16 protein-coding genes and 1 rRNA gene (1 of these 17 running past the window's edge) are annotated in these 21926 nt (G+C 62.9%); 8 read left to right on the forward strand and 9 right to left on the reverse strand.

The genetic code is table 11. The features are described 5' to 3' along the window. The first annotated feature begins 15 nt into the window (after positions 1-15). Positions 16-228 carry a dual CXXC motif small (seleno)protein gene (locus tag ACYQ01_RS15500; protein WP_459934764.1) on the forward strand — a complete coding sequence of 71 codons (213 nt, stop codon included), beginning with the start codon at positions 16-18 and terminating at the stop codon, positions 226-228. A 58-nt stretch (positions 229-286) separates the two neighbouring features. Here ACYQ01_RS15500 and ACYQ01_RS15505 read toward each other — a convergent pair whose 3' ends face one another. Further along, entirely contained in the window at positions 287-781 is a 495-nt protein-coding gene (locus ACYQ01_RS15505) for a C40 family peptidase (RefSeq protein WP_459934765.1), read from the reverse strand. A gap of 103 nt (positions 782-884) precedes the next feature. Between ACYQ01_RS15505 and ACYQ01_RS15510 the strand changes: the two genes are divergently transcribed. Continuing rightward, positions 885-1841: a lytic murein transglycosylase gene (locus ACYQ01_RS15510; RefSeq protein WP_459934766.1), complete on the forward strand. Its 957-nt coding sequence runs from the start codon at positions 885-887 to the stop codon at positions 1839-1841. A 1717-nt stretch (positions 1842-3558) separates the two neighbouring features. Here ACYQ01_RS15510 and tpx read toward each other — a convergent pair. After that, on the reverse strand, positions 3559-4074 hold the full coding sequence (gene tpx, locus ACYQ01_RS15515; RefSeq protein WP_459934767.1) for a thiol peroxidase: 516 nt from the start codon (positions 4072-4074) through the stop codon (positions 3559-3561). A gap of 233 nt (positions 4075-4307) precedes the next feature. Here tpx and ACYQ01_RS15520 point away from each other — a divergent pair, with 233 nt between their 5' ends. Further along, positions 4308-4724 (forward strand): MarR family winged helix-turn-helix transcriptional regulator, encoded by a 417-nt coding sequence (locus tag ACYQ01_RS15520; protein ID WP_459934768.1) that lies wholly within the window; start codon positions 4308-4310, stop codon positions 4722-4724. 296 nt (positions 4725-5020) lie between these two features. Then, positions 5021-6265 carry a diguanylate cyclase gene (locus ACYQ01_RS15525; RefSeq protein WP_459934769.1) on the forward strand — a complete coding sequence of 415 codons (1245 nt, stop codon included), beginning with the start codon at positions 5021-5023 and terminating at the stop codon, positions 6263-6265. A gap of 66 nt (positions 6266-6331) precedes the next feature. On the opposite strand, the gene ACYQ01_RS15530 is transcribed toward ACYQ01_RS15525, so the two are convergent. Genes ACYQ01_RS15530 through ACYQ01_RS15540 form a run of 3 tightly spaced genes read right to left on the reverse strand, consistent with a single transcriptional unit; the run spans position 6332 to position 10490 of the window. Beyond that, positions 6332-7471, reverse strand: a complete 1140-nt coding sequence (locus ACYQ01_RS15530; RefSeq protein ID WP_459934770.1) for a glycosyltransferase — start codon at positions 7469-7471, stop codon at positions 6332-6334. Then, a complete protein-coding gene (locus ACYQ01_RS15535; RefSeq protein WP_459934771.1) occupies positions 7471-9009 on the reverse strand; it encodes a glycosyltransferase family 4 protein in 1539 nt (512 codons plus the stop codon). Before ACYQ01_RS15535 ends, ACYQ01_RS15530 begins: the two co-directional genes overlap by 1 nt. Next, a complete protein-coding gene (locus tag ACYQ01_RS15540) occupies positions 9006-10490 on the reverse strand; it encodes a B12-binding domain-containing radical SAM protein (protein ID WP_459934772.1) in 1485 nt (494 codons plus the stop codon). Before ACYQ01_RS15540 ends, ACYQ01_RS15535 begins: the two co-directional genes overlap by 4 nt. A 115-nt stretch (positions 10491-10605) precedes the next feature. Between ACYQ01_RS15540 and ACYQ01_RS15545 the strand changes: the two genes are divergently transcribed. From ACYQ01_RS15545 to ACYQ01_RS15555, 3 genes are all read left to right on the forward strand, one after another. After that, positions 10606-11718, forward strand: a complete 1113-nt coding sequence (locus ACYQ01_RS15545) for a glycosyltransferase (protein ID WP_459934773.1) — start codon at positions 10606-10608, stop codon at positions 11716-11718. A 210-nt stretch (positions 11719-11928) separates the two neighbouring features. Continuing rightward, the gene (locus ACYQ01_RS15550) at positions 11929-13065 is read left to right on the forward strand and encodes a glycosyltransferase family 4 protein (RefSeq protein WP_459934774.1); all 1137 of its coding nucleotides are present in this window, start codon (positions 11929-11931) and stop codon (positions 13063-13065) included. Positions 13066-13130: 65 nt separating this feature from the next. Then, complete coding sequence (locus ACYQ01_RS15555) at positions 13131-14918, forward strand: methyl-accepting chemotaxis protein (RefSeq protein ID WP_459934775.1); 1788 nt, start codon at positions 13131-13133, stop codon at positions 14916-14918. A gap of 366 nt (positions 14919-15284) precedes the next feature. Here the strand turns inward: ACYQ01_RS15555 and ACYQ01_RS15560 are convergent, their stop codons facing one another. Genes ACYQ01_RS15560 through ACYQ01_RS15575 form a run of 4 tightly spaced genes read right to left on the reverse strand, consistent with a single transcriptional unit; the run spans position 15285 to position 20529 of the window. Next, positions 15285-17519: a chemotaxis protein CheA gene (locus tag ACYQ01_RS15560; RefSeq protein ID WP_459934776.1), complete on the reverse strand. Its 2235-nt coding sequence runs from the start codon at positions 17517-17519 to the stop codon at positions 15285-15287. 9 nt (positions 17520-17528) lie between these two features. Further along, positions 17529-18668 carry an STAS domain-containing protein gene (locus ACYQ01_RS15565; protein ID WP_459934777.1) on the reverse strand — a complete coding sequence of 380 codons (1140 nt, stop codon included), beginning with the start codon at positions 18666-18668 and terminating at the stop codon, positions 17529-17531. A 10-nt stretch (positions 18669-18678) separates the two neighbouring features. Further along, positions 18679-19407, reverse strand: a complete 729-nt coding sequence (locus ACYQ01_RS15570) for an ATP-binding protein (protein WP_459934778.1) — start codon at positions 19405-19407, stop codon at positions 18679-18681. A 12-nt stretch (positions 19408-19419) separates the two neighbouring features. After that, positions 19420-20529, reverse strand: coding sequence for a PP2C family protein-serine/threonine phosphatase (locus ACYQ01_RS15575; protein WP_459934779.1), 1110 nt, complete (start codon positions 20527-20529; stop codon positions 19420-19422). 827 nt (positions 20530-21356) lie between these two features. On the opposite strand from ACYQ01_RS15575, the gene ACYQ01_RS15580 reads away from it, so the two are divergent. Next, positions 21357-21926, forward strand: a 16S ribosomal RNA gene (locus tag ACYQ01_RS15580); it runs 981 nt beyond the window's last position.

A 21926-nucleotide genomic window follows, 5' to 3' on the forward strand; every position in this document is an offset into this window, starting at 1 on the left:
TTTCAGGAAGACCTCATGCACACCGTTTCCGTTCCCCCCACGTCGACAGTTCGCAAATCTCCGGTATGCACCCGCTGCGGCGGTTCGTTGCGGCCGGGCCATCGTTGCACCCGGGCGCTGTTGCGCTGCGTGCGCTGCCAGAGCGTCTACGGACTGGAGGATTTCGCCGACCTCATGGAGGACGACTGGGAAGAGTTTTACGCCAACATCCCCGTCAACCGCATGTAGCGCGTGGTCCGGGCTTTGCGTTGAACAGGCCGCGCGAATCGGCTTTTTCTCGGGCCGGCTAGCGGGACAGGGAGTCGACGCGTCTGGCTCCGATGTAGGTGCGCACCCAGTAGCGGATGTCCAGCGATTCCTCACGCACCCGGGAGCCGGGCGTGGGGCTGTGGATGAAGCGCCCCTTGCCGGAATAGATTCCCACGTGCAGCCCCCAGCGTTTGCGGCTGACATTGAAGAACACCAAGTCCCCGGGGATGAGGTCGCTTTTGGAGACCGGGCGTCCCGCCTTGAGTTGGTCCTCCGTGCGGCGGGGCAGCTTGACGCCGTGCCGGGCGTAGGTCCACTGCACGAGCCCCGAACAGTCGAACCCCTCGCGGGGGGACTCCCCTCCGCTGCGGTAGGGCACGCCGATCTGTTGCCGGGCCGTTTCGAGCACGCTTTCCTTGTATACCTGGCGGCGCTGCGGGCCCGGGATCTCGCCGGCGCATCCCGCCAGCACGACCAGGGCCAGGACCGCGAGCAGCAGGCCCGAAGTGTTTCGCTCGCCTTTTCGACGCATGGCCTCCGGGGTCCCCATGGCCGCCCCATACCCTTGCCGGCTTCGCCAGGCAAGGCCCGCGGCAGTGGACATCGAGGCGAATATCGGGCATGATGCGTCCCAAATGCGCAACATCCTCCGACACGCCCTGCTGGCGTCGCTGGTCCTTCTGGCCCTGACCGTCACAGCGGACAGCCGCCCGGCCACGGCGCAGGACTCCGCCTGGATTCCCCTCATCGACCGGCTCGCGGCCGACGGCTTCGACCGGACCGAAATGGCCGCCCTGTTTCAAGATCCTTCCGTCAATCTGGACGCCTCCATCATGGCCCACAAAGTGGACCGGATGCTCACCAAGCAGTTCGAGCCCAAGGGGCCACCCAGCAAGCGCACCCTGCAACGCAGCAATTACGCTTATTTTCTCAAACCCTGGGTGCTCAACTGGGCCAACGATTTCGCCCGGACCAACGCCGCCGCCCTGCGCCAGGCCCAGGACCGCTACGGCGTTCCGCAAGACGTCATTGTGGCGCTCATGCTGGTGGAAACCAAGCTGGGCACCTTCCTGGGCAACGACCAGGCCTTTCCCGTGCTGGCCAGTATGGCGGCCTGCGACTCCCTGGCCAGCATACGGCCCCACCTCAAGCGCCTGGGCACGGCCCCGGAACGGGCGACCTTCGCCGACGCCTCGGCCAAGGAAAAGTCCGACTGGGCGTACGCCGAACTCAAGGCCCTGATTCTGTACTCCAAGGCCTTGGGACAGTCGCCGCTCACCATCCCCGGCTCCATCTACGGGGCCATAGGCATCTGTCAGTTCATGCCCACCAACGCCCTGAAATTCGGCGTGGCCCTCAACGGCGCGCCTCAGGCCGACTTGTTCAAGGCCGAGGACGCCATCGTGAGCATCGCGAACTATCTGGTGGGCCACGGCTGGAAGCCCGGAATCGACACCGAACGGCAAAAGGCCGTGATCTACGCCTACAACCACTCCGATCTCTACGTGCTGGCCGTCATGACCGTGGCCGATCGGCTGCACCAGGCCAGAACAGCTCCCCCGGTTGGCAAGCGCCAGGCGTCGGCGCTTTAGCGGCCTGTTGAAAACTTCTCGCTGACTGCGTTGTTTCAAAAAAAGCCAAGTTCTTGCGTATAGGAACTACGTTTCAGGCTGGACTTTTTCTTGCGCGCAGTCGCAAGTCTTTTGAACTCTTCTGTAAGAATTGACTCTCTCAACGGCCAGTTGACCACCCGTGTTTGGTCAACTGGTTCAATACGAAGCTCAATTAATTGGCGTGACTTCCAGCGGCAGCAGATCCACATGGCGTTCTGCCGCTCGGCTTGTCGAGCAGGACCAATTGGTTCCCCCCTTGGCGTGGGAGGAGCGTCGGAGGATTCATCGAGAAAATCAATACGCACCTATGAGGTGGTTTTTGCATTTATTTATTACATATGGCGAAATATGGAAGTATGAAATAGTAATACAAACAAACATAAATCACCGTCAATTCTAATGTGAATCGTAGAAGCGCTCGGGCATGATTTCACATTAGATACACCATACAAAAATTTTTCCTAAAAAATAAAATGCAACAACAAAGATATAAACAGAGGAAAGCAACATGTCGACAAAATAAAACAAATAGCTTCCGCCTCGATACATTTCATCCCCGTACAAATCTATTTATTGTTACTATGACAACATAGCTTAGAGGAAGCGCCAGCAGAACGGGTAAAACCGTCAGTACAAGTGCTTTCCACACCGGAATTTGCTCCCAATCAGAAGGCGCGGAGAGCGGATCTCTCAGAGACTTGGCAAACCTTTTGAACATGGACTTCTGCCTGAAATTTAATCAACCTTATAAATAATTTCTTACAGTACTTGCACGCACCGGTCAATATTGAAGGTGCATTATATTTCTCTCAATAATTCGTGGTGTTATGAGCCCCCAGGAAAGACGGAGCCAATCTGTTGAACCAACAACACCCGAACATAATGAGATAAAAGGAAAATACTTTCGATTTTCCTCCTTCGTCCTGCTGGACGTCGAAATGAAGACCTGATAGGTGCTGCGCATATACTATAGCTTGTCCGTTTGAACCTTGTCAGAGGGCGAAGGAGCTCCGATTGGGGGGACAGGATCAGATGGAAAAACACAAAGATTCTGAGACCCGCCACGTCCGGTAAGTTTTCTGCTCACCGGGAGTACGGCCCCAACTGGATTCGGTTGGCTGATTTCGCCAACGAGGCGCAGGGATTCTTGGGCATGACATTTTCGATTTGCCAGCACGCTAGAGCGGCGAAAGGTCCAGGGCGTTTTCGCTCAAGGACGTTGAAGCCAACGGAGTCGGCATCCACAAGACCGAGCAAGAGATAGAGGCCCAAAGCAACCATAGCGCCACGCAACGACAAACTGGGTTCGCTTGTCGGAATAATCCGTTGTGACCGGCAGGGCGGATTTTTGGCCGGTTATGGGCAAGGCCTCTGCCCGTCCCTTATTTCCGCAACGCGAAAAGGCCGCCAGGGCTTTCGCCCTGGCGGCATTTGTAAGTATTGATCCTTCGCGTCTCGCACTGCGTGTACGAAAAACAGGCAGGCTTCTGCAAAACAACGCGATTCGTCTGTTCGCGTCGCGAAGCCGAGGGGGAGTCCAGAGGGCGCGAGCCCTTTGGCCGCCGGAGGCATCTCTTCGACGCCGGCCCGCCAGCGCAATGCTTTTGCGGCCTTGCGCCCGGAATCTCCCCGTGTTTACCGGCTTTTCAACCTGCGATTCGTGCAAATTCCGCGTGCGATTGCCGCTCGCGAAACACTACATCAGCGCCTTGGCCGCTTCCAAGGCCGCGTCGTAGTTAGGTTCGGAGGCGATTTCCGGCACCAGCTCCATGTATTTCACGGTTCCGTCCTTGGCGACCACGAACACGCACCGGGCCAGCAGGCGCAGCTCCTTGATGAGCACGCCCCAGTTCTGGCCGAAGGAGGCGTCGCGGTAGTCCGAGAGCGTGACCACCTGGTCGATGCCGGCGGCGGCGCACCAGCGCTTTTGGGCAAAGGGCAGGTCCATGCTCACGGTGAGCACCATGACGTCCGACCCGAGTTTCGAGGCCTCGGCGTTGAAGCGGCGGGTCTCCATGTCGCAGATGGGGGTATCCAGCGAAGGCACCGCGGACACGATGAGCACCTTGCCGGCGTAGTCGGCAAGGGTTTTGGGGGCCATATCGTTGTCGACCAGGGCGAAGTCGGGGGCCTTTTTGCCCACCAGCACAGGGGTTCCGGTCAGGGTCATGGGGTTGCCCAGCATGGTGACAAGGCCTGTACGGTCGCTCATGAGGTATCTCCTTCGAGAATTATTCTTAATTTGGAACTATACGTTATACTGGAAGCGCCTTTCACGTAAGAGCGAAGTGACGCGCGGCGAAACCTGTTTGCGCTCGCTTCGCCCTGTCCCCATGATGGCACACCCCGGGCGTCCCGGCAACGTGGTCCGCGACCAAAAGGGGGAGGTCGCCTCGCAGGGCAGCGCACCGTTGCGAAAGCCCGCGAGCCGGGATAGAAAAAGGAATGGACGAACTGGAAATCTTGAGCGCCCAGGTCATCGAATTCTACGAGAAGCTTTCCTCGTGGGAGGCGGCCGTGGTGCGCGGCAGCGGACTTTCCCTGCCCCAGATGCACACGTTGGAGATTCTTGGCCAGTCTCCCAGCCTGCGCATGAAGGAATTGGCGGCCAAGATGGGGGTGACCACCGGCACCCTGACCATAACCGTGGACCGACTGGAAAAACGCGGGCTGGTGGTCCGCATACCCCACGAGACCGACCGGCGCTCCATTCTGGTCACCCTGACCGAGGCCGGGCGGGCGGTGTTCGGGGAGCACCACGCCTTGCACATCGGGCTGACCCGCGACCTCACCGCTGTCTTGTCTCGGGAGGAAGTGGAAAACCTGGGCGCGCTTTTGGTCAAGATGAACCAGGCCTTTTGAACGGGTGATGCGCCCGGAGTCTGGGACATGAGCCCGGCCTTCCGTTATTCCTCCGGCTATCTCCCGCGTTTCCCATGGATTGCGCCGTATGAGGGCAATGCGCTGCCTATGCCCCCATACGGTTTCGGCACATGCGGGGACATCGCTGTCCGTGCGTCTTCATCGGTCTGGCGACGCGTCACGGTCGCGGGTCCCGCGTTGCGGAAGGGGAGGTCTGCGGTTTACAGAGCGCATAGATTTTGCTATAATTAAAAACATTGAAATATTTCGCACTATTCGGTTGAAGCCTCCGCGGTATGAATATGGACACGCTCGAAACCAAGGCCTACAAACATTTTCTCTTCTCCAGCGGGCTTATTGTCACGCTGTTCATCTCCACCATTTTCCTTGGCTTGGCCATTCGCAGCCGGTCCCTTCTCAACGAAGAGATGCGCCTGCACGGAAGTTCCCTGGTCCAGGCCATGATCATCACCCGCAAGTGGAACGCCAACCACAGCGGCGTGTTCGTGGAAAAGTCCGCAGGGGTGCAGTCCAACCCCTTTTTGCATGACCCGGATATTTACGCCACCAACGGCAAGACCTACACCCTGCAAAATCCGGCCTACATGCTGCGCGAGATTTCGGACCTGTCCCACGGAAACGATCTGTTCAGCTTTCGCATCACCAGCGACAAGCTGCTGAACCCCGCCAACAAGCCCGACGCGTTCGAACAGCGGGGACTCAAGGTCCTTGAGCAGGGAAAGCACGAATATTTCGAGAAGGTTCGCAGCGAAGGCGGTTGCCGGTTCCGGTACATGTCCGCGCTCTTGATCGAGCCGTCCTGCCTGAGCTGTCACGCCAAGCAGGGCTACAAGGTGGGCGACGTCCGGGGAGGATTGGACGTCTCTTTCGACATCACCGACCTGGAAGGCGCGTTGCGCCAAAACATGATCGTCATCATCGCGCTTTCCGTCCTTACGACCTGTTCCCTGCTCGGATTGCTCTACACGGCGTTTCGGCTTCTGAAAAAGCGCCTGGACATGGCCCGGGAAGCCCTCAACGCCATCGCCCACATCGACCCCCTGACCGGCATAAGCAATCGCCGCCACGTGCTCGAACATTTCAACGACGAGCTCGCCCGGACAAGCCGGAACGAACGCCCGGCCGCCTGCCTCATGATCGACGTGGACCACTTCAAGGATATCAACGACCGGTACGGCCATATCATGGGCGATGTCGTCCTCAAGCAACTCGCGGTCATCGTTCAAGAGACCATACGGCCCTATGACCTGTTCGGGCGACTGGGGGGGGAGGAGTTCCTACTGGTGCTGCCCGAAACCGACGCCCGGGGCGCTCAGGCCCTGGCGGAACGGATCAGACGCCGGGTGGAGGGCGAATTGGCGGAACGCTCCGGTCTGGACGCGCAACGATCCGTCACCATCAGCCTGGGCCTCACCGGCCTGTTGGCGGGGGACGCTTCCGTCGAAGACATCATCCGCCGCGCGGATTCGGCCCTGTACGCGGCCAAGGCCCACGGCCGCAACCGGGTTGAAACGGCCTGAAGCGTTCCCCGGGCGCGTTTGTCCGCGTCCGCGCCAAGGCGTTTGCCGCGCAGTCACGAAAAAGGGCTATCGACCTGTGGAATCCAACGCCGTCTGGTAACAGTCCAAAACGCCGTCCATGAACACCTCGCGGGTGTAGTGGGCGGCGAAGGTTTCCAGGCAGGCCCGGCTCATGGCCTGATAGCGGGCTGCATCGGCGTCGATGTCGCGGAATGCCTCGGCCAGGGCCGCAGGGTCGCCGGGCTGGACCACGCGTCCGGTCACGCCGTGGCGGTTAACATGGGGCACGCCCGAGCCCGGAATGCGCGTGCTCACGATGGGCCGTCCGGCGGCCATGGCTTCGAGCTGCACCATGCCGAACATCTCCGAACGGTGGGTGGAGGGCAGGCAGAACACCCTGCAGAAGGCGTAGTAGGCGCCGAGCTCTTCCCGGGGGATCGCCCCGACCAATTCCGCCTTGCCTTCCAGGCCCTTCTCGCGCAGCCGAGCGGCCAGGGCGTCGCGCTCCGGGCCCTCCCCGCCGATGAGCACCATCCAGTCGTCGGGCAGGAGCGCGGCGGCGTCCAGCAGGTGGGTGAATCCCTTGTAGTAGATGAGCCGCCCCAGGGCGAACACGGCCTTTTTGCCGGGATGGCGCTTTTTGAGCCGGTCCAGGGTCGCGGGGTCGGCGTTTTGGGTGCGAAACGGGGCGGGGTCTATGCAGAAGGGCACCAGGCACCCCTTGCCGGCGAAGAGGTCGCGGTGGGGCGAGGCCTCCAGGTGGGCGGGCGTGGCCCCGATCACGCGCGAGGCCCGCTTGATGACCCAGCGCTCCAGCGGCCGGAACAGGGCCGCCGCCGTTTTCTGGCGGATCACGTCGCTGTGCCACTGCAACACCAGGGCCGCGCGGGGGCGGACCAGCCACAGGGCCAGGAAGGCCATGGGGTTGGGGCAGTGCACATGCACGATGTCGCAGTTCGGGGCCAACCTGGCCAAAAGCGCCACGGCGCGCCAGGACAGGGGGGTGGACAGGGCCACCAGGGGGGTGGCCGCCCGGTAGACCCGGTAGCCGTGGTGGTCTTCCACCGCGTCCGGGCCGCCGGGATGGAAACAGAGCACGTCCGAATCCACGCCGCGAGCGGCCAGGCCTTGGGCCAGCTCCCAGGTGACGGTCTCGATGCCGCCCGTGGCCGGGGGAAAGTATTTGCCCAGTTGCAGGACGCGCATCACGACCTGGCCAGCAGGGGTTCCAGAGTGGAGATGACGCTTCGGCGCAGATGTTCCACCCGGCGCAGGGTGAAATCGGTCTGGGGATCGTTGGTCAGATCCTTGACCAACCAGAGTGAACCCAGGGAATGGCCGTCCTTGCCCATGAGGGGCAACTCCAGTTTGAGCAGGGATTGGCGGCAAAGGTAATCGCGCCTGTCGGTCTTGAGGCCTTCGCGGCTCCATTCGAACATCAGGCCGCCCTCCGCGTCGCGGATCGGGCTTTCGGGGCGGGGGGAGGCGTCCAGGCGGCAGGCGTGGGCCGCGTCCGGGGTGATTTCGAGTTCGGCCAGATCGAAGTGCAACCGCTCCAGGGCCAGACAGACTGCGGTCCAGAGTTGTTCGAGGGAGTGCGACTGGGCGATTTCGATTTGAAGATTGAGAAACGTGCGCCGGTCGTGGCTCATGCCGGCCACGTCGGAAATGTCGCGAATCCAGCCGAAGATCTTATCCATGGCGAAGTAGCTGAAATACCCCGCCTTGCGCACGAAGAGAATGAGTCCGCCCCCGAGCACCAGGACGATGAGCCCCGAGGGCGCGTCGCGCATGTTCACGATGATCAGGGCCATGGCCGCCAGGAAGGCGGTCACGCCATAGAGAAAGACCACGGCCTTGCGCTGGGACCAGCCCTTGGCCAACAGGTTGTGATGCACGTGCTGGCGGTCCGGCTCGAAGATGTTCTTGCCCAGCAGAAAGCGGCGAAGCGGCGAGGTCACTGTGTCGAGCAGGGGCACGCCGAAGGCCAGAATGGGCATGAGGATGGTGGCGCCCACCTGGGACTTTACCGACGAGAGCACGGAAAAGGCCGCCACGGTGTAGCCCAGGAAGTAGCTGCCGCCGTCGCCCAGAAACACCGAGGCCGGGTTGAAGTTGTAGCGCAGAAATCCCAGGCAGCATCCGCCCAGGGCCGCGAAGACCATGGCCGTGGCCGCGTCCTGGCGCATGGTGGCCAGCACCGCCTGCACCGCGCACACGAAGAACACCACCCCGGCGGCCAGGCCGTCCAGGCCGTCGATGATGTTGATGGCGTTGATGAAGAGCACGAACCACAACACGGTGAGCACGTAGGAGAACAGGGCGAAGTCCACGAACAGGAACTTGCCCAGACTAAACGAGCCGATGCGCACATCGTAATAAAAACACAGGCTGGCCGCCGCGATCTGGGCCAGCAGCTTGACCTTGGCCGGCAGGGACCGGCGGTCGTCCACGAAGCCCACGCCGAAGATGAAAAGGCCGCCGCCCAGGACGGCCCAGGCCTGTTGGTCGCCCAGGAGGCGGCGGATCTGGTGGTCGCCGGTGAGCCAGGCCGCGCCCAGGGCGGCAAAGAACGACAGGAGCAGGGCCAGGCCCCCGGACCGGGGAATGGGCGTGGAATGGATCTTGCGCCCTTGCGGGGCGTCCATGAAACCGAAAACCCGCCCGAAAGCCGCGGCGGCCGGCGTGAAAATCAGGGCGCAGCCCAGGGCCGCGCCAAAGACCGTGAGAACCGCAACCGTCAAAATGCGCGCCTCACGAAGGTCCACAGGGCCTTGGACAAGCTGAGGGGGCCTTTCCTGCGCCACATTTCGGCCATGATGGAAAAGCTCTGGCCCGGCTCGAACAGGTATTTGAAGAGCTTCTTGCGGGCCACCCGGCGCGAGAACAGGGCGTACCAGCGGTCGATTTCGGTCGAGGGCAGTCCGGGGTAGCTCATGACCGAACTCCCCATGCCGTCGAAGCGGTTGAGGTCGGTAGTGGCCAGAAAACCGTGCGAAAGGGCCCAGTCGTACATGGGCGTGCCCGGATAGGGCACCGCCTTGGAGACCTGGGCCGTGTCCACGTCCAGGGCTTCCATGTAGGCCAGAGACTTCTTGATGGTCTCCTCGGTCTCGCCGGGCAGGCCCAGGCAGAAGGTGGCGTGGGTGCGGATGCCCAACTCCTTGCACCACTTGGCCACGGTCTTGGCTTTTTCCAGGTCCAGGGGTTTGCCGATGTTCTTGAGGATACCCTTGTCGGCGCTCTCCACCCCGAACTTCATGCCGATGCAGCCCGCCTTGGCCATGGCTTCGAGCATTTCGCGGTCCACGAACATGGCGTCGCCCATGACGGTCCAGGGCACGCCGAGCTTGCGGCGCAGGATTTCGGCGCACACTTCGAGAACGTGCTTCTTGCGCACCACGAAGCTCTGGTCGTCGAAGTAGAACTGTCTGGCTCCGAAGCGGTCCCGGCACAGGATCATTTCCTCCACGACGGACTGGGCCGAGCGGGCGCGGTACTTGGGGGAGGCGTACATGACGTGGCGCTCCTGGCAGTAGACGCAGCCGCAGGGGCATCCCCGGCTGGACAGCACGTTGATGCAGGGCGAATAGAGGGTGAAGTCGGGATAGATCGTGGCCGGGAAGTCGTCCCGGTCGGGAAAGGGCAGCTCGTCCAGGTTCTCCAGCAGCGGACGGGGCGCGTTTTGCACGGCCTTGCCGTCCGGGCCGCGCCGGGTGAGTCCGGCTACGTCCTCGATCTGCCCCTCGTCCATGAGCGCACGGGTCAGGTCGCGTACGGTCATCTCGTATTCGCCGCGCACGGCGAAATCGAGCTGGGGATTTTGGTCGAGAAGTTCCTTGTCGCGGACCGTGGCGTAATTGCCGCACACCACGATCTTGCAGCCCGTGGCGTTCTTGACCCGGGCCAGGAACTCCAGGTCGTCGGCCAGGGTCAGCGACGCCAGTTCCACCACCAGAAGGTCGGGCTTGCGGGCCACGACCTCGCCCAGCAGTTCGTCGCCGGTCTTGTCGAGCACCACGCCGTCGAGTCCCTGCACGTTGGCGCGCGTGTCGCGCTTGAGCAGGGCCGAGGTGTAGGCCAGCCAGAAGGGAAAGGGATAATAGTCCACGGTGCGGGACTTGCCGATGGTCATGGGCCAGCGCGAGCCAGCCTTGATGAAGTGCTTGACCGAGCCGTCGGCTTCGATCTTGACGCCGGCCAGATTGGCCACGAGAATATTCATAGGTATTGAACTTCGAAGTGGTTGAGGTTGGCTGCGAAAAGAGTTGCCAGGGTGCCCCCGACGCCGCTACGTACAACGGCCAACCGGCTTCTACCCCAAAAAAACGCGAACGCCAATGCGCCCAAGTCCCCTCATTTTGCACGACGCCTTCACTTTTCCCGGCGGGGGAGAGCGGGTCGCCGCGCTTCTGGCCCAGGAATTTTCCGGCATGCTCTGGACCGCGCGCTTTGTTCCCGAAGCCTTTCCGCCGCACTATTTCGCCGGCCGCCCGCCCATGGACATGCGCGCCCTCGAACGCCATCCCGGCTTGGCCAAACGGTCCGAAACGGCTTGCCTGTGGCGGTGTTTTTCGGAGTTTCCCCAGTCCAAGCCCCCTTTTACCGTGTTCAGCGGGTCGCTTGCCCCCATGGCGTACCGGCGGACGGCCGGGCCGAAGATCCTCTATTGTCACACGCCGCCGCGCATTCTTTTCGACCAGCGCCAGTTCTATCTTTCCCGCCAGCGCGCGCTCAAGGCCCCCCTGTACAAGGCCTTTCTCGCCGCTTTCGGCCGGGCCTGGGTCAAGGCCGCCCGGAGCATGGACCGCATTGTGGCCAATTCGCAAAACGTGGCCTCGCGTCTGGGCCGCTACCTGCAATTGGATTCGGTGATCGTTTCTCCACCGGTGAACACCGCGGCCTACGCCTGGAAGGGACAGGAGGACTTTTACCTCTCCACCGCCCGGGTGGACCAGCTCAAGCGGGTGGAGGTGATCGTCGAAGCCTTTGTCGCCATGCCGGACAAGCGCCTGGTGGTGGTTTCGGGCGGCAGCGAACTGGAACGCGTGCGGGCCCTGGCCGCGCAGAGCCCCAATATCCAGGTGCTCGGCTGGGTGGCTCCCGAAACCCTGGTCGACCTGATGGGCCGATGCCTGGCCACGGTCTACATCCCCCGGAGCGAGGACTTCGGCATCTCTCCCGTGGAGTCCATGGCCGCGGGCAAGCCGGTTATCGGCGTCGCCGAGGGGGGGCTGCTGGAAACCGTGAAGGAGAACGTGACGGGGCTGCTCCTGCCGCCCAATCCCGGCCCCCAGACCGTGGCCGAGGCCGTGCGCGCCATGACCGCCGAGCGGGCCCTGGCCATGCGCCAGGCCTGTCACGAGCGCGCCGCCTTGTTCGACGACGCGGTTTTTCGAAACCGCATGCGCCAGGTGGTGGAAGAGGTCCTGGCGGCTTGCCGCCGGGATTGAAAACGTCTCGCTGTGGCCGGGGCGTCGCCTGCGCGGTCCCGGTTTCGTTTGTCGAACTTGCCAGGGCGTTCCCGACGCGCGTCGGACCGGCTCCGCCGGCGCGACGCCGGCCGTTTTTTGCCGACTCGGCCCCGTGAGGGGCGCGCGCTTTTGACCCGAAACGGGCCAGCGCTCAACCACGATACCCGCACGATCGCCAAGGAATCCCGCGTGGCCCGAAAAATAAAGCTCATCGTCAATGCCTTGCCCCTGACAACGGTCAACACCGGCATCGGTCGTCACCTGCGCTGCCTGTACGAACAACTGGAAAACGATCACGGCCGGGATTTCGAAATCGCCTATTTCGACGGTCGTCAGGCGGTGTCCGCCATGCCGCCCCCTCCGAAGGACGTGTCCGGGCGCTCCCGGCTGACGAGCCTGCTTTGGCGCATGCCGGCCGCCGTGGGGCTTGGCGTTCGCCTGGCCGTGCACGCCCGGCGCGAATGGGCCTTTCGCCAGGCGGCCAAGGGGTTCGACATCTACCACGAGGCCTCGTTTTTCCCCTTTTTGGCCCCGCGCGGGGTCAAGACCGTGTTCACCATCCACGATCTGTCCCTCCTGCGCTATCCCGAACACCATCCGCGCGAACGGGTGCTCTACAACGCCCTCTTTTTTAAACGCCGTCTCAAGCGGGTGTCGCGTTTTTTCGCGGTGTCGCGCTTCACCCGGCAGGAAATGTCCACCTGGCTGCGCATCGACCCCTCGCGTACCGACGTTACCTATAACGCGGTGGACCAAACCCGCTTTCATCCCCGACCGGGGGGAAAGACGGTTCCGGGCCTGGCGCCGGGCGAACCGTATTTCCTGTTCCTGGGCACCAAGGACCCGCGCAAAAATCCCCAGGTGATCGCACCGGCCCTGGCCAAGAGCGGCCTGGACATCCCGTTGGTCCTGGCCGGCTGGTCCGGCTGGAGCGGACGCGATTCGGGCGGGGCGCGCGTGGTGGAGCTGGGCTACGTGCCGGACGAAGATCTTCCCGGGCTGTATTCGAATGCCCTGGCCCTCGTGTACCCAAGTCTTTACGAGGGGTTCGGTTTGCCGGTGCTGGAGGCCATGGCTTGCGGATGTCCGGTGATCACGGCCCGTTCCTCCAGCCTGCCGGAAGTGGGGGGCGAGGCCTGTTTGTATCTGGAAGATCCCTCCGATCCTGAGGAAATGGCCCAGGCCATGCTCCGTCTGGCCCGAACGCCGGGCCTGGCGGACGAAATGCGGACCAAGGGCCTGGTCCAGGCCGAGCGCTTTTCCTGGGCCGACAGCGCCCAGGTCGCGGCGCAGTCTTTTTTGCGTCTGCCCCTTGACCGGCGATGAAAACGAAGCCATAGCGTTTTTTGCGTATTCTTGCGTTTAACCTCTGGCTCCCCGCGAGACATGACATGAGCATCAAGTGGAAAATTCTTCTCATCGCCGTTGCCGGCCCCATCGTCCTCGCCGCAAGCATGTTGGCCATGGAGATGCGTTCCATCACCGAAGCCGCAGAGCAGGGCATACTCAATGAAGCCCGGAGCGTGGTCTTCATGGCCGAAGCCGCGCGCAAGGACATGGCCGCCAAACTCGAAAGCGGGGTCATGCGCCCGTTCGACCAGATCCCCAAGGACAAGCTCCTGGATGCCGTGCCGGTCATCGCGGCCATCAACATGGCGCAGGAAAACGCCTCGAAACTGGGTTACGAGTTCCGCGTCCCCAAGGAAAATCCCCGCAATCCCGCCAACGAGCCCACCGAGCTGGAACGCAAGGTGTTGCGGGAAATGGAGAAGTCCGGGAAACAGGAAACCGTGATCAGGGAACCGGGCAGAATCCGCTATTTTCGGGCGATATATCTCACCAAGGACTGTCTGCTCTGCCATGGCGACCCCAAGGGCGAAAAGGACCCCCTGGGAGGCGTCAAGGAAGGCTGGCGGGTGGGCGACATGCATGGCGCTTTCGAGATTATTTCATCCCTGGCCCGGGCCGACGCCCAGGAACGCCAGGCCGGCGTGGTGGCGGGACTGGCCACCCTCGCGGTGCTCGCGCTCATCGTCGCCGTGGCCTGGTGGCTGACCGGCGCGCAGATCATGCGGCCCCTGTCGAGCATTCAGGTCTACGCCGGAGCCGTGGCCAAGGGCGACCTGGAGGCCAAGCCCGAAGGGCTGTTCACCGCGGAGCTGGGCGTGCTCAAGACCGCCATCGCCACCATGGTGGACAACCTCAAGGCCAAGATCGGGGAAGCCGACAAAAAGTCGCGCGAAGCCGACATCGAAAGGCGCAACGCCGAAGTCGCCATGGCCGAAGCCAAATCCCAGGAATCCAAGGTCACCAGCCTGCTCGGCCAGATGACCCACGTGGCCGCGGACTCGGCCGAGATCGCCCGGCAGGTGGCCACGGCCTCCGAGGCCCTGGCCGCCCAGGTGGAAGAGGTTACCGAGGGCGCCGAAATTCAGAACCAGCGCACCGAAGAGACCGCCACGGCCATGGAGGAAATGAACGCCACCGTGCTGGAAGTGGCCCGAAACGCGGGCGCGGCCGCCGAATCGGCGGACACCGCCAAGAGCGAGGCCCAAAACGGCGCGACCATCGTGGCCCGGGCCGTGGAGGCCATTCAGGAAGTCAACAACAAGGCCCAGGAGCTCAAGAGCCAGATGACCGCCCTGGGCAAGCAGGCCGAAGACATCAGCCGCATCCTGGACGTGATTTCCGACATAGCGGACCAGACCAACCTGCTGGCCCTGAATGCCGCCATCGAAGCGGCTCGCGCCGGAGAAGCCGGACGCGGATTCGCCGTGGTGGCCGACGAGGTGCGCAAGCTGGCCGAAAAGACCATGAACGCCACCAAGGAGGTGGGACAGGTCATCGGAGCGGTCCAGAACGGCGCCAAGGCCAACGTGCAAAGCGTTGAGGCCTCCAGTCAGGCCGCGGACCTGGCCACCGACCTGGCCAACAAGTCCGGGGAGGCGCTCAAGCGCATTGTGGAACTGGTGATCCACACCTCCGACCAGGTGCGCTCCATCGCCACCGCGGCCGAGGAACAGTCGGCGGCCAGCGAGGAAATCAACCGCGCCGTGGAGGACATCCGCCGGGTGAGCACCGAAACCACCAGCGGCATGAGCAGCTCGTCCAAGGCCGTGGCCGGCCTGGCCGAACTGGCCCAGAAGCTCGAAAAGCTCATCGACGGCATCAGCCACTAGCCGTTCGGCGACGACACGCCAAAAGCACAACCGGGAAAGGGGCGTTTTGCAACGAACCTTTCCCGGTTTTTGTCGTTTCGTCCCCTCCGGGGCGTCTTGATCAACGCACGGCCTGAAACAGGCGGCGTCGGTCGTTCAGGGCAGAGCGAAGGCCCTTGAAGCGGCATTTCCCTCGGACCTCAGGGGCGACATCCCCGGGAGGTTCCGCGCAGGCCGCCCAAAAAGTCGATTTTTGCAGACTGTTCAAAAAACTCGCTGGCACGGCGCGAGAAAAAAGCAGACCCGATCAGACCCGAAGCGTATTGGGCATCCGTTGAGGGGTTGCGTTTTTCGCAGCAACGCAGCCGGCAAGGATTTTTCAGGCTCCTAGCCGTCCAGATTCTGGCGGACTACGCTTTCCACCAGTTGGGGCACGTCCAGAATGAGCGACATGGAGCCGTCCCCGTTGATGGTGGCGCCCGAAATGCCGTCGATCCGCCCGATGTAGCGCCCCAGGTTCTTGATGACGGTCTGCTGCTGTCCCACCACGTTGTCCACGGCTATGCCGGTTCGGCCGTTTTCGTGTCGGGTTATGACGATCTGCTCCACGCCCGGGGGCTGGCCCTGGATGGCGAAGGTTTCCCGCAGGCGTACGAAGGGGACGATCTCCCCCCGCAGGCTGATGGTGCGGTTGCGCTCCAAGCCCTTGCGACTGTCGGCGTGAAATTCCACGCATTCCTCGACCATTGTCAGCGGAATGATGAACAGATCCGCGCCGCTTTGCACCTGCAGACCGTCGATGATGGCCAGGGTCAGCGGCAGGGAGATGGTGATGACCGTCCCCTGCCCCCGGGTGCTGGTGATGTCCACCTTGCCGCGCAGGGTCTCGATGGAGCGTTTCACCACGTCCATGCCCACGCCCCGGCCGGACACGTTGGTGACCTTCTCGGCCGTGGAAAACCCGGGGGAAAAGATGAGCTCGAAGGTTTCCTGTTCGGAAAGCCTGGCGTCGTGCGGGATGACGCCGCGTTCCACGGCCTTGGCCCGTATCCGCTCGGCGTTGAGCCCCTGGCCGTCGTCGCTCAGCCGGATGATGACCGCGCCCCCCGCCTGGCGGGCCGAGAGCACGATGGAGCCGCGCCGGGGCTTGCCGGCCGCCTCGCGTTCCTCCGGGATCTCGATGCCGTGGTCCATGGAGTTGCGCAGGAGGTGCACCAGGGGGTCGCCCAACTGTTCGATGACGGTCTTGTCCAGTTCGGTTTCGCCACCCTCGGTCACCAGCTCGATTTCCTTGTTCAGCTCGGAGGAAAGATCGCGCACCAGGCGGCGAAAGCGGCTGAACGTGGTGCCGATGGGCAACATGCGGATGTTCAAGGTGTTGTCGCGCAGTTCGCACACCAGGCGTTCGATCTCTTCGGCCACGCCGGTCAGGTCGCTTTTTCCCGTGCGCGAGGCGATCTGGGTGAGCCTGGCCTGGGCGATGACCAGCTCGCCGACCAGGTTGACCAGATTGTCGAGCTTTGCCGCCTCCACTCGTAGGCTCTGGGACGGCTCCCGGGCCGCGAACTTGGCGGTGGGGGCCTTGGTCGCCTTGGCCTTGGGGGCCTGGGGCGCGTCGGAGTCGGCCTTGGCCTGGGCGTCGGGCGCGGGCTTGCCCGCCGGGCTCGATCCCGGGGCGTCGGCTGGGGCCGCTTGCGGTTTCGGCGCGGCGGGCCGAGGCTCGGCGGAGACCGGGGAGGCGTCGTGCGACGCGGGCGAAGCCGGGGCGAGAACGCCTTCCGACGGCTCGGGACCGGATGGGCCTTCGGCCACCGGCTCGACCGCCGGGGCGGGACATGGCGCAAGGATCGGCCGGGGCGACTGGCCCTCCAGGGGCTCGATGCGCACTCCGGACTGGTCGTCGAGGAACACGAACACGTCGCGGATGGCGTCTTCGGTGGCGTCGGTGGTGAGTTCGATGTCCCAGACCAGGTGGCAGTCGTTTGGACGAAGAGCGCTCAGGGAGGGCACGTTCGAACTGTCAAGGACCACGCGGGCCTCTCCCAGGGAGCGCAGTTCGTCGAGCAGCGACACCGGGGCCAGGGAATCGAACAGGCCTGGCTGAGCGGGGGCGAAGCGGATGCGGTAGGTCCGGCTCTCTCCGGATTCGGAGGCCTCTTCCGGGAGCTCCCGCGGGGGCGCGGCCTCCCGGTCCTCGGCCTCAGGCTCCGGCCGGAGCGTTTGCGCACCCTGCTCGTCGGCCACGCGTTCGAGCAGTTCCGCCAGGGAAAGCGACAGGGCGCTGTCCGTGTTTTCGTTCCGATCGGTCTGTTCGTCCTGAAGGATGGAGGCCACGCGGTCTTTTATGGCGAAGGTCAGGTCCATGACGGACTTGTCGATGAGCAGGTCGCCGCGGCGCACGGAGTCGTAGAGGGTCTCCAGGTCGTGGAGCAGCTTCTCCATGTCGGCGAGTCCCACCAGACCGCAGTCGCTTTTCAGGGTATGGACCACGCGGAAGGTGTCGTTGATGGCTTCGGCGCTGTCGGGTTGAAGCTCCAGGGCCATGAGCGAGGTGTCCAACTGGGCGAGGAGTTCGCACACTTCCTCGCGAAACAGGGCCATGCTTTCCGAATCGATGCTCACGGGGCGCTCCTAGGCTGGAAACGGGCAGGTCGGCTGGCCGCAGTGTTCGATGGTCGCGGCGCAAAAGCCCAGCCGGGCCAGACGTTCGGCCAAGACGGGCGCTGTGGGCGAGGACAGGGAGAACGATCGTCCCGCCCCGATGAAGGATCGGTGGGCCGCGCAGAGCAACTGCACCAGGGCCGTGTCCACGGAGACGGTCCGGCTCACGTCCAGCACGGCGTCCAGATTGCGGGCCAGGGCGGCCATCAGGGCTTGGCGCAGATCGCCCAGCGCGTCCAGGGTGAGTTCCTCGGGGCCGGACAGAGTGAGCGCGTTTTCGTTCACCAGGGCCTCGAAGCCGAAGAGGTTTTCGCGACGGGGCTGGTCCGCCGCCTCGGGCTTTCCGAAAAAGGTTTCTGGGTCGAGCAGATGGATGCACGACGAATCCAGGGCGAAAAGGTAGCCGACGACATCTGGTTCGACGATGGTGGCGAACAGCACGTAAAAGGGGAGCTTGTTGGAGAGCGGGGCGTCCAGGTCGCCCACCGGCCCCAGATCCACGCGGCAGTCCACGATGAGGCCGCTCGACTCCATGGTGCGGATGATGTCCAGTGGGGTCTTGCCTCTCGCGTGTACGTCGTGAATGAGGTCGTATTCCACCAAATAGAGAAATTTCCCCCCGCTCAGGGCGTTTTTCAGGGAGAGCAGGTCCGGCGAGAAGATCATGGGGCCGCCTGGAAGCGAGACCTGGGCGGACTGATTTTGCTGGTCCTTGCGCTCTTCGGGCAGCAAGTCCTCGGTCAAGGCGGCCAGCTCGGCCAGGTTGGCCTCGATGTTCTCCTCTTCGGACTTGGCCCCCATGGCCACCAGGGACTTGAGCCGGTCGAATCCGGAGAGCAGGGACGAAACGATGCGCTTGTCGATGACGATTTCCCTGTTGCGCGCCATGTGCAGGATGTTTTCCAGCTTGTGGGCCAGGTCGCGCACGTTGGAGAGGCCGAGAAACCCCGCCGAGCCCTTGATGGAATGCGCCGCCCGGAACACCGTGTTGACCAGCTCTTCGCTGGCGTTGTCCCCGGCCTGTTCGAGATCCATGAGGTTGGTCTCGATGTCGTCGAGGTGCTCCCGCGTGTCCTCGATGAAGGATTCGAGAAAGTCGCTGTTGTCCATCCCGGCCCCTTTACGGGTTGATGTGGAAATGCTTGTCGAGGCGCATGGCGCGAAGAAGCGAGAGAATATCGTCCGACACGTCCACCAGGGTGAGCGCGCCGCCAGACCTGGACGCCGAGTTGTGGGCCTGGATGAGCACCCCGATGCCTACGGAGTCGATCTGTTCCAGTTCCCGGCAGTCCACGGTCAGGGAGGCGGGGTCCGTGGAGAGGGCTTCGAGGCACTTGTCTTTGAAAACTTGGGCGTTGGCCGCCACCACGGACGGACCGGAGGCCACGGCGGAATTCTTCATGGGCGATTCCTCTTGCCATGACACCGTGAGGGTCAGGGCGTTGCCGGGTTCGTTATAGCGCATGCTCGTTGCATAGAGACGCATAATGCACAACCCGCGCCCGGTTGCGCAAGTCGGATCGGGCGGCGTGTCGCAATCGGGCAGGCGTGCGCGCCAGTCGAAACCGGGCCCTTGGTCGCTGACCGTTATCGTGGCCCCGCCGGAACCCGTGAGCGTATGCACGCTCACCCGTTTCGAAGGGTCGCCGGCGCTTCCGTGCGTCACGGCGTTGATTAGGGCTTCGCGCAGCACAAGTCCCAGTTTGAAGAGCGTCTCCTTGCTCAGGCCCAAACGCGTCCATCGCTCTCGTAACAGGCCGACGGCCGCTTCGGCGGCGTCCAGGGTGGCCGGCACGACGATACGCGAGCGGTTGCCCTCGGTCCAGACTTGCAGCGGCGTGTCCATCATGTCTTCCACCGGCTACACCTCCACGGCCATGAGCACGATGTCGTCCACCGAGGGGGCTTGGCCGGGAAGCAGGGCGTTCACCACCTGGTCCGCGGCTTCCTCCAGGGAAGCGCCGCAGGTCTTGGCGCACACTTCGGCCAGGCGGGCCAGGGCCTTTTCCTGGTTGCGTCCGGCCAGGTCGAGCAGGCCGTCGGTGCACAGGAAGAACCGGTCGCCGGGCTTGGCGGCCACACTCATTATTTCGAGATGCACGCTTTCGAAGGCCCCCAGCACGTCGCCCGCGCCGGAAACCACTTCCGCCTCGCCCGTGGACCGGACCAGGATGGGGCAGGGGTGCCCGGCGTTGACCAGACGGCATCGACCGGAAGGACGGGCCACGGTCAGGTAGGCGGCGGTCAGGTGCTTGCCCGGAGCGAGCACCGAAAGCAGCACGCCGTTCATGGTGCGCAGGGTGTCGTCCGGTCCGTACAGCGGGCCACTGTTCTGGCGGATGAGGGCCTTGAGCGACGAGGTGATGAAGCTGGCGCCCAGGTCGTGGCCGGCCACGTCGGCCACGAAATAGCCGTATCGGCTGGGGCCCAGGGGAAAGACGTCGTAGAAGTCGCCGCCGGCTTCCAGAGCGGGCCGGTAACGCACCGCGAACTTGGCGGCGGGCATTTCCCCGGGGCTGACCAGGATGGCCTGTTGGGCGTCGCGGATCTGGGACAGCTTGGCCGCCTGTTCGGCGATGAGCGCCCGGTTGGCTTGGCGCAGGCGCAGGTGGATTTTGACGCGAGCCACCACTTCCTCGCCGGAAAAGGGCTTGGTCACGTAGTCCACCGCGCCGATCTTGAGGCCGCGCACCTTGTCGTCCACGGCATCCATCCCGGAGAGAAAGATGATAGGGATGTCGCGCGTGGCCGGATTCCCCAGAAGTTTGGCGCAGGTTTCGAATCCGGACTCCTCGGGCATGAGGATGTCGAGGATGATGCAGTCCGGGTTTTCGGCCAGGGCGAGGAGTCTGGCCTCCGGGCCGTTGGATGCCAGAAGCACGCGAAAACCGGCGTCGATCAGAGACCAGCGAAGAAGGGAGCGGTTGATCTGTTCGTCGTCGACAACTAAAATCAGAGGAGCTTCATCCATAGTTGTTGGGGGTCAGGGTTCAGTTTTTCAAGTAATAGCACGGCTTGAGCGGAGGATAAAGGGTGTTGGCCGGGATTTCTCCCTGTGGGTCGCAAGGGATTTGAGAAAGAAATGCCAAAAACCCGTTGACAGGTGGGGGGGAGGTCTATACAAAGCGCCTCCTGCCTGCGGGAACGAAGTTGCTGCTTGGCGGCCCTGAGTGGAGGGGACCAATCGGATAAGGTATGGATGGACAATCCGCCGCCGAGGGGAGCTTCCGGGAAGGGATTGAAAACGAGGTGGAGCGATCCGCCGAATGGGACGCGGCACAGACGGAGACGGTTCATCCGCGAAAGCGGAAAAGTCACGAACTTGAAAGAAAGTTGTTGACGAACGGGCCGGTCGAACGTAGGTAGCCACTCCCGCCCGCAAGAGGGCGCCCGCGAGGGGAGACCTGAAGCGGAATTGAAAAATGAAGCTGGCGAGAAAAAAGATGTTGACAGCGAGGCCCGGTGGCAGTAAATAGCCGAGCCCGCCGCGAAAAGGGAAACCGGATCGGGGCGAGAAAAAAAGTTGACGACTTGAAAAAAAAAGTGGTTGACAAAAACGCTGGAAGCACTTAGACAGACCAGCCGCCGAGGGAAGCATGCTTCCCGGAGCGAATTGAAAGAAGTCGACGAAAAAAAACGTTGACACCGCCGGGAAGGTCGGAGTAAGAACCACCTTCCGCCGCAAGGAAACGCGGAACAAGTTCTTTGACAATTAAATAGCGAGTCGGGTGAATTACGATTAGCCACACCCCCTGGGTTTTCGGACCCGGGAGGGTTTCAGCAAGCTACAAGGATTTCAAACTGGAGAGTTTGATCCTGGCTCAGATTGAACGCTGGCGGCGTGCTTAACACATGCAAGTCGTGCGAGAAAGGGGGCTTCGGCTCCTGAGTAGAGCGGCGCACGGGTGAGTAACGCGTGGATGATCTACCCTTGAGTACGGAATAACGATGGGAAACCGCCGCTAATACCGTATGACAATCCTTTTCAACGAGGGTTCAAAGATGGCCTCTGCTTGCAAGCTATCGCTTGAGGATGAGTCCGCGTCCCATTAGCTAGTTGGCGGGGTAATGGCCCACCAAGGCTACGATGGGTAGCTGGTCTGAGAGGATGATCAGCCACACTGGAACTGAAACACGGTCCAGACTCCTACGGGAGGCAGCAGTGGGGAATATTGCGCAATGGGGGAAACCCTGACGCAGCGACGCCGTGTGAGGGAAGAAGGCCTTCGGGTCGTAAACCTCTGTCAGAAGGGAAGAACCGCCTTGGGTCGAATAGGCTCTAGGCCTGACGGTACCTTCAGAGGAAGCGCCGGCTAACTCCGTGCCAGCAGCCGCGGTAATACGGAGGGCGCAAGCGTTAATCGGAAT

It is taken from the genome of Fundidesulfovibrio butyratiphilus (genome assembly GCF_054657235.1).

Coding starts and splice junctions, on each gene's coding strand:
- ACYQ01_RS15500 (WP_459934764.1), top strand. CDS start 16: ATGCACACCGTTTCCGTTCCCCCCACGTCGACAGTTCGCAAATCTCCG.
- ACYQ01_RS15505 (WP_459934765.1), bottom strand. CDS start 781: ATGCGTCGAAAAGGCGAGCGAAACACTTCGGGCCTGCTGCTCGCGGTC.
- ACYQ01_RS15510 (WP_459934766.1), top strand. CDS start 885: ATGCGCAACATCCTCCGACACGCCCTGCTGGCGTCGCTGGTCCTTCTG.
- tpx (WP_459934767.1), bottom strand. CDS start 4,074: ATGAGCGACCGTACAGGCCTTGTCACCATGCTGGGCAACCCCATGACC.
- ACYQ01_RS15520 (WP_459934768.1), top strand. CDS start 4,308: ATGGACGAACTGGAAATCTTGAGCGCCCAGGTCATCGAATTCTACGAG.
- ACYQ01_RS15525 (WP_459934769.1), top strand. CDS start 5,021: ATGAATATGGACACGCTCGAAACCAAGGCCTACAAACATTTTCTCTTC.
- ACYQ01_RS15530 (WP_459934770.1), bottom strand. CDS start 7,471: ATGCGCGTCCTGCAACTGGGCAAATACTTTCCCCCGGCCACGGGCGGC.
- ACYQ01_RS15540 (WP_459934772.1), bottom strand. CDS start 10,490: ATGAATATTCTCGTGGCCAATCTGGCCGGCGTCAAGATCGAAGCCGAC.
- ACYQ01_RS15545 (WP_459934773.1), top strand. CDS start 10,606: ATGCGCCCAAGTCCCCTCATTTTGCACGACGCCTTCACTTTTCCCGGC.
- ACYQ01_RS15555 (WP_459934775.1), top strand. CDS start 13,131: ATGAGCATCAAGTGGAAAATTCTTCTCATCGCCGTTGCCGGCCCCATC.
- ACYQ01_RS15565 (WP_459934777.1), bottom strand. CDS start 18,668: ATGGACAACAGCGACTTTCTCGAATCCTTCATCGAGGACACGCGGGAG.
- ACYQ01_RS15570 (WP_459934778.1), bottom strand. CDS start 19,407: ATGATGGACACGCCGCTGCAAGTCTGGACCGAGGGCAACCGCTCGCGT.
- ACYQ01_RS15575 (WP_459934779.1), bottom strand. CDS start 20,529: ATGGATGAAGCTCCTCTGATTTTAGTTGTCGACGACGAACAGATCAAC.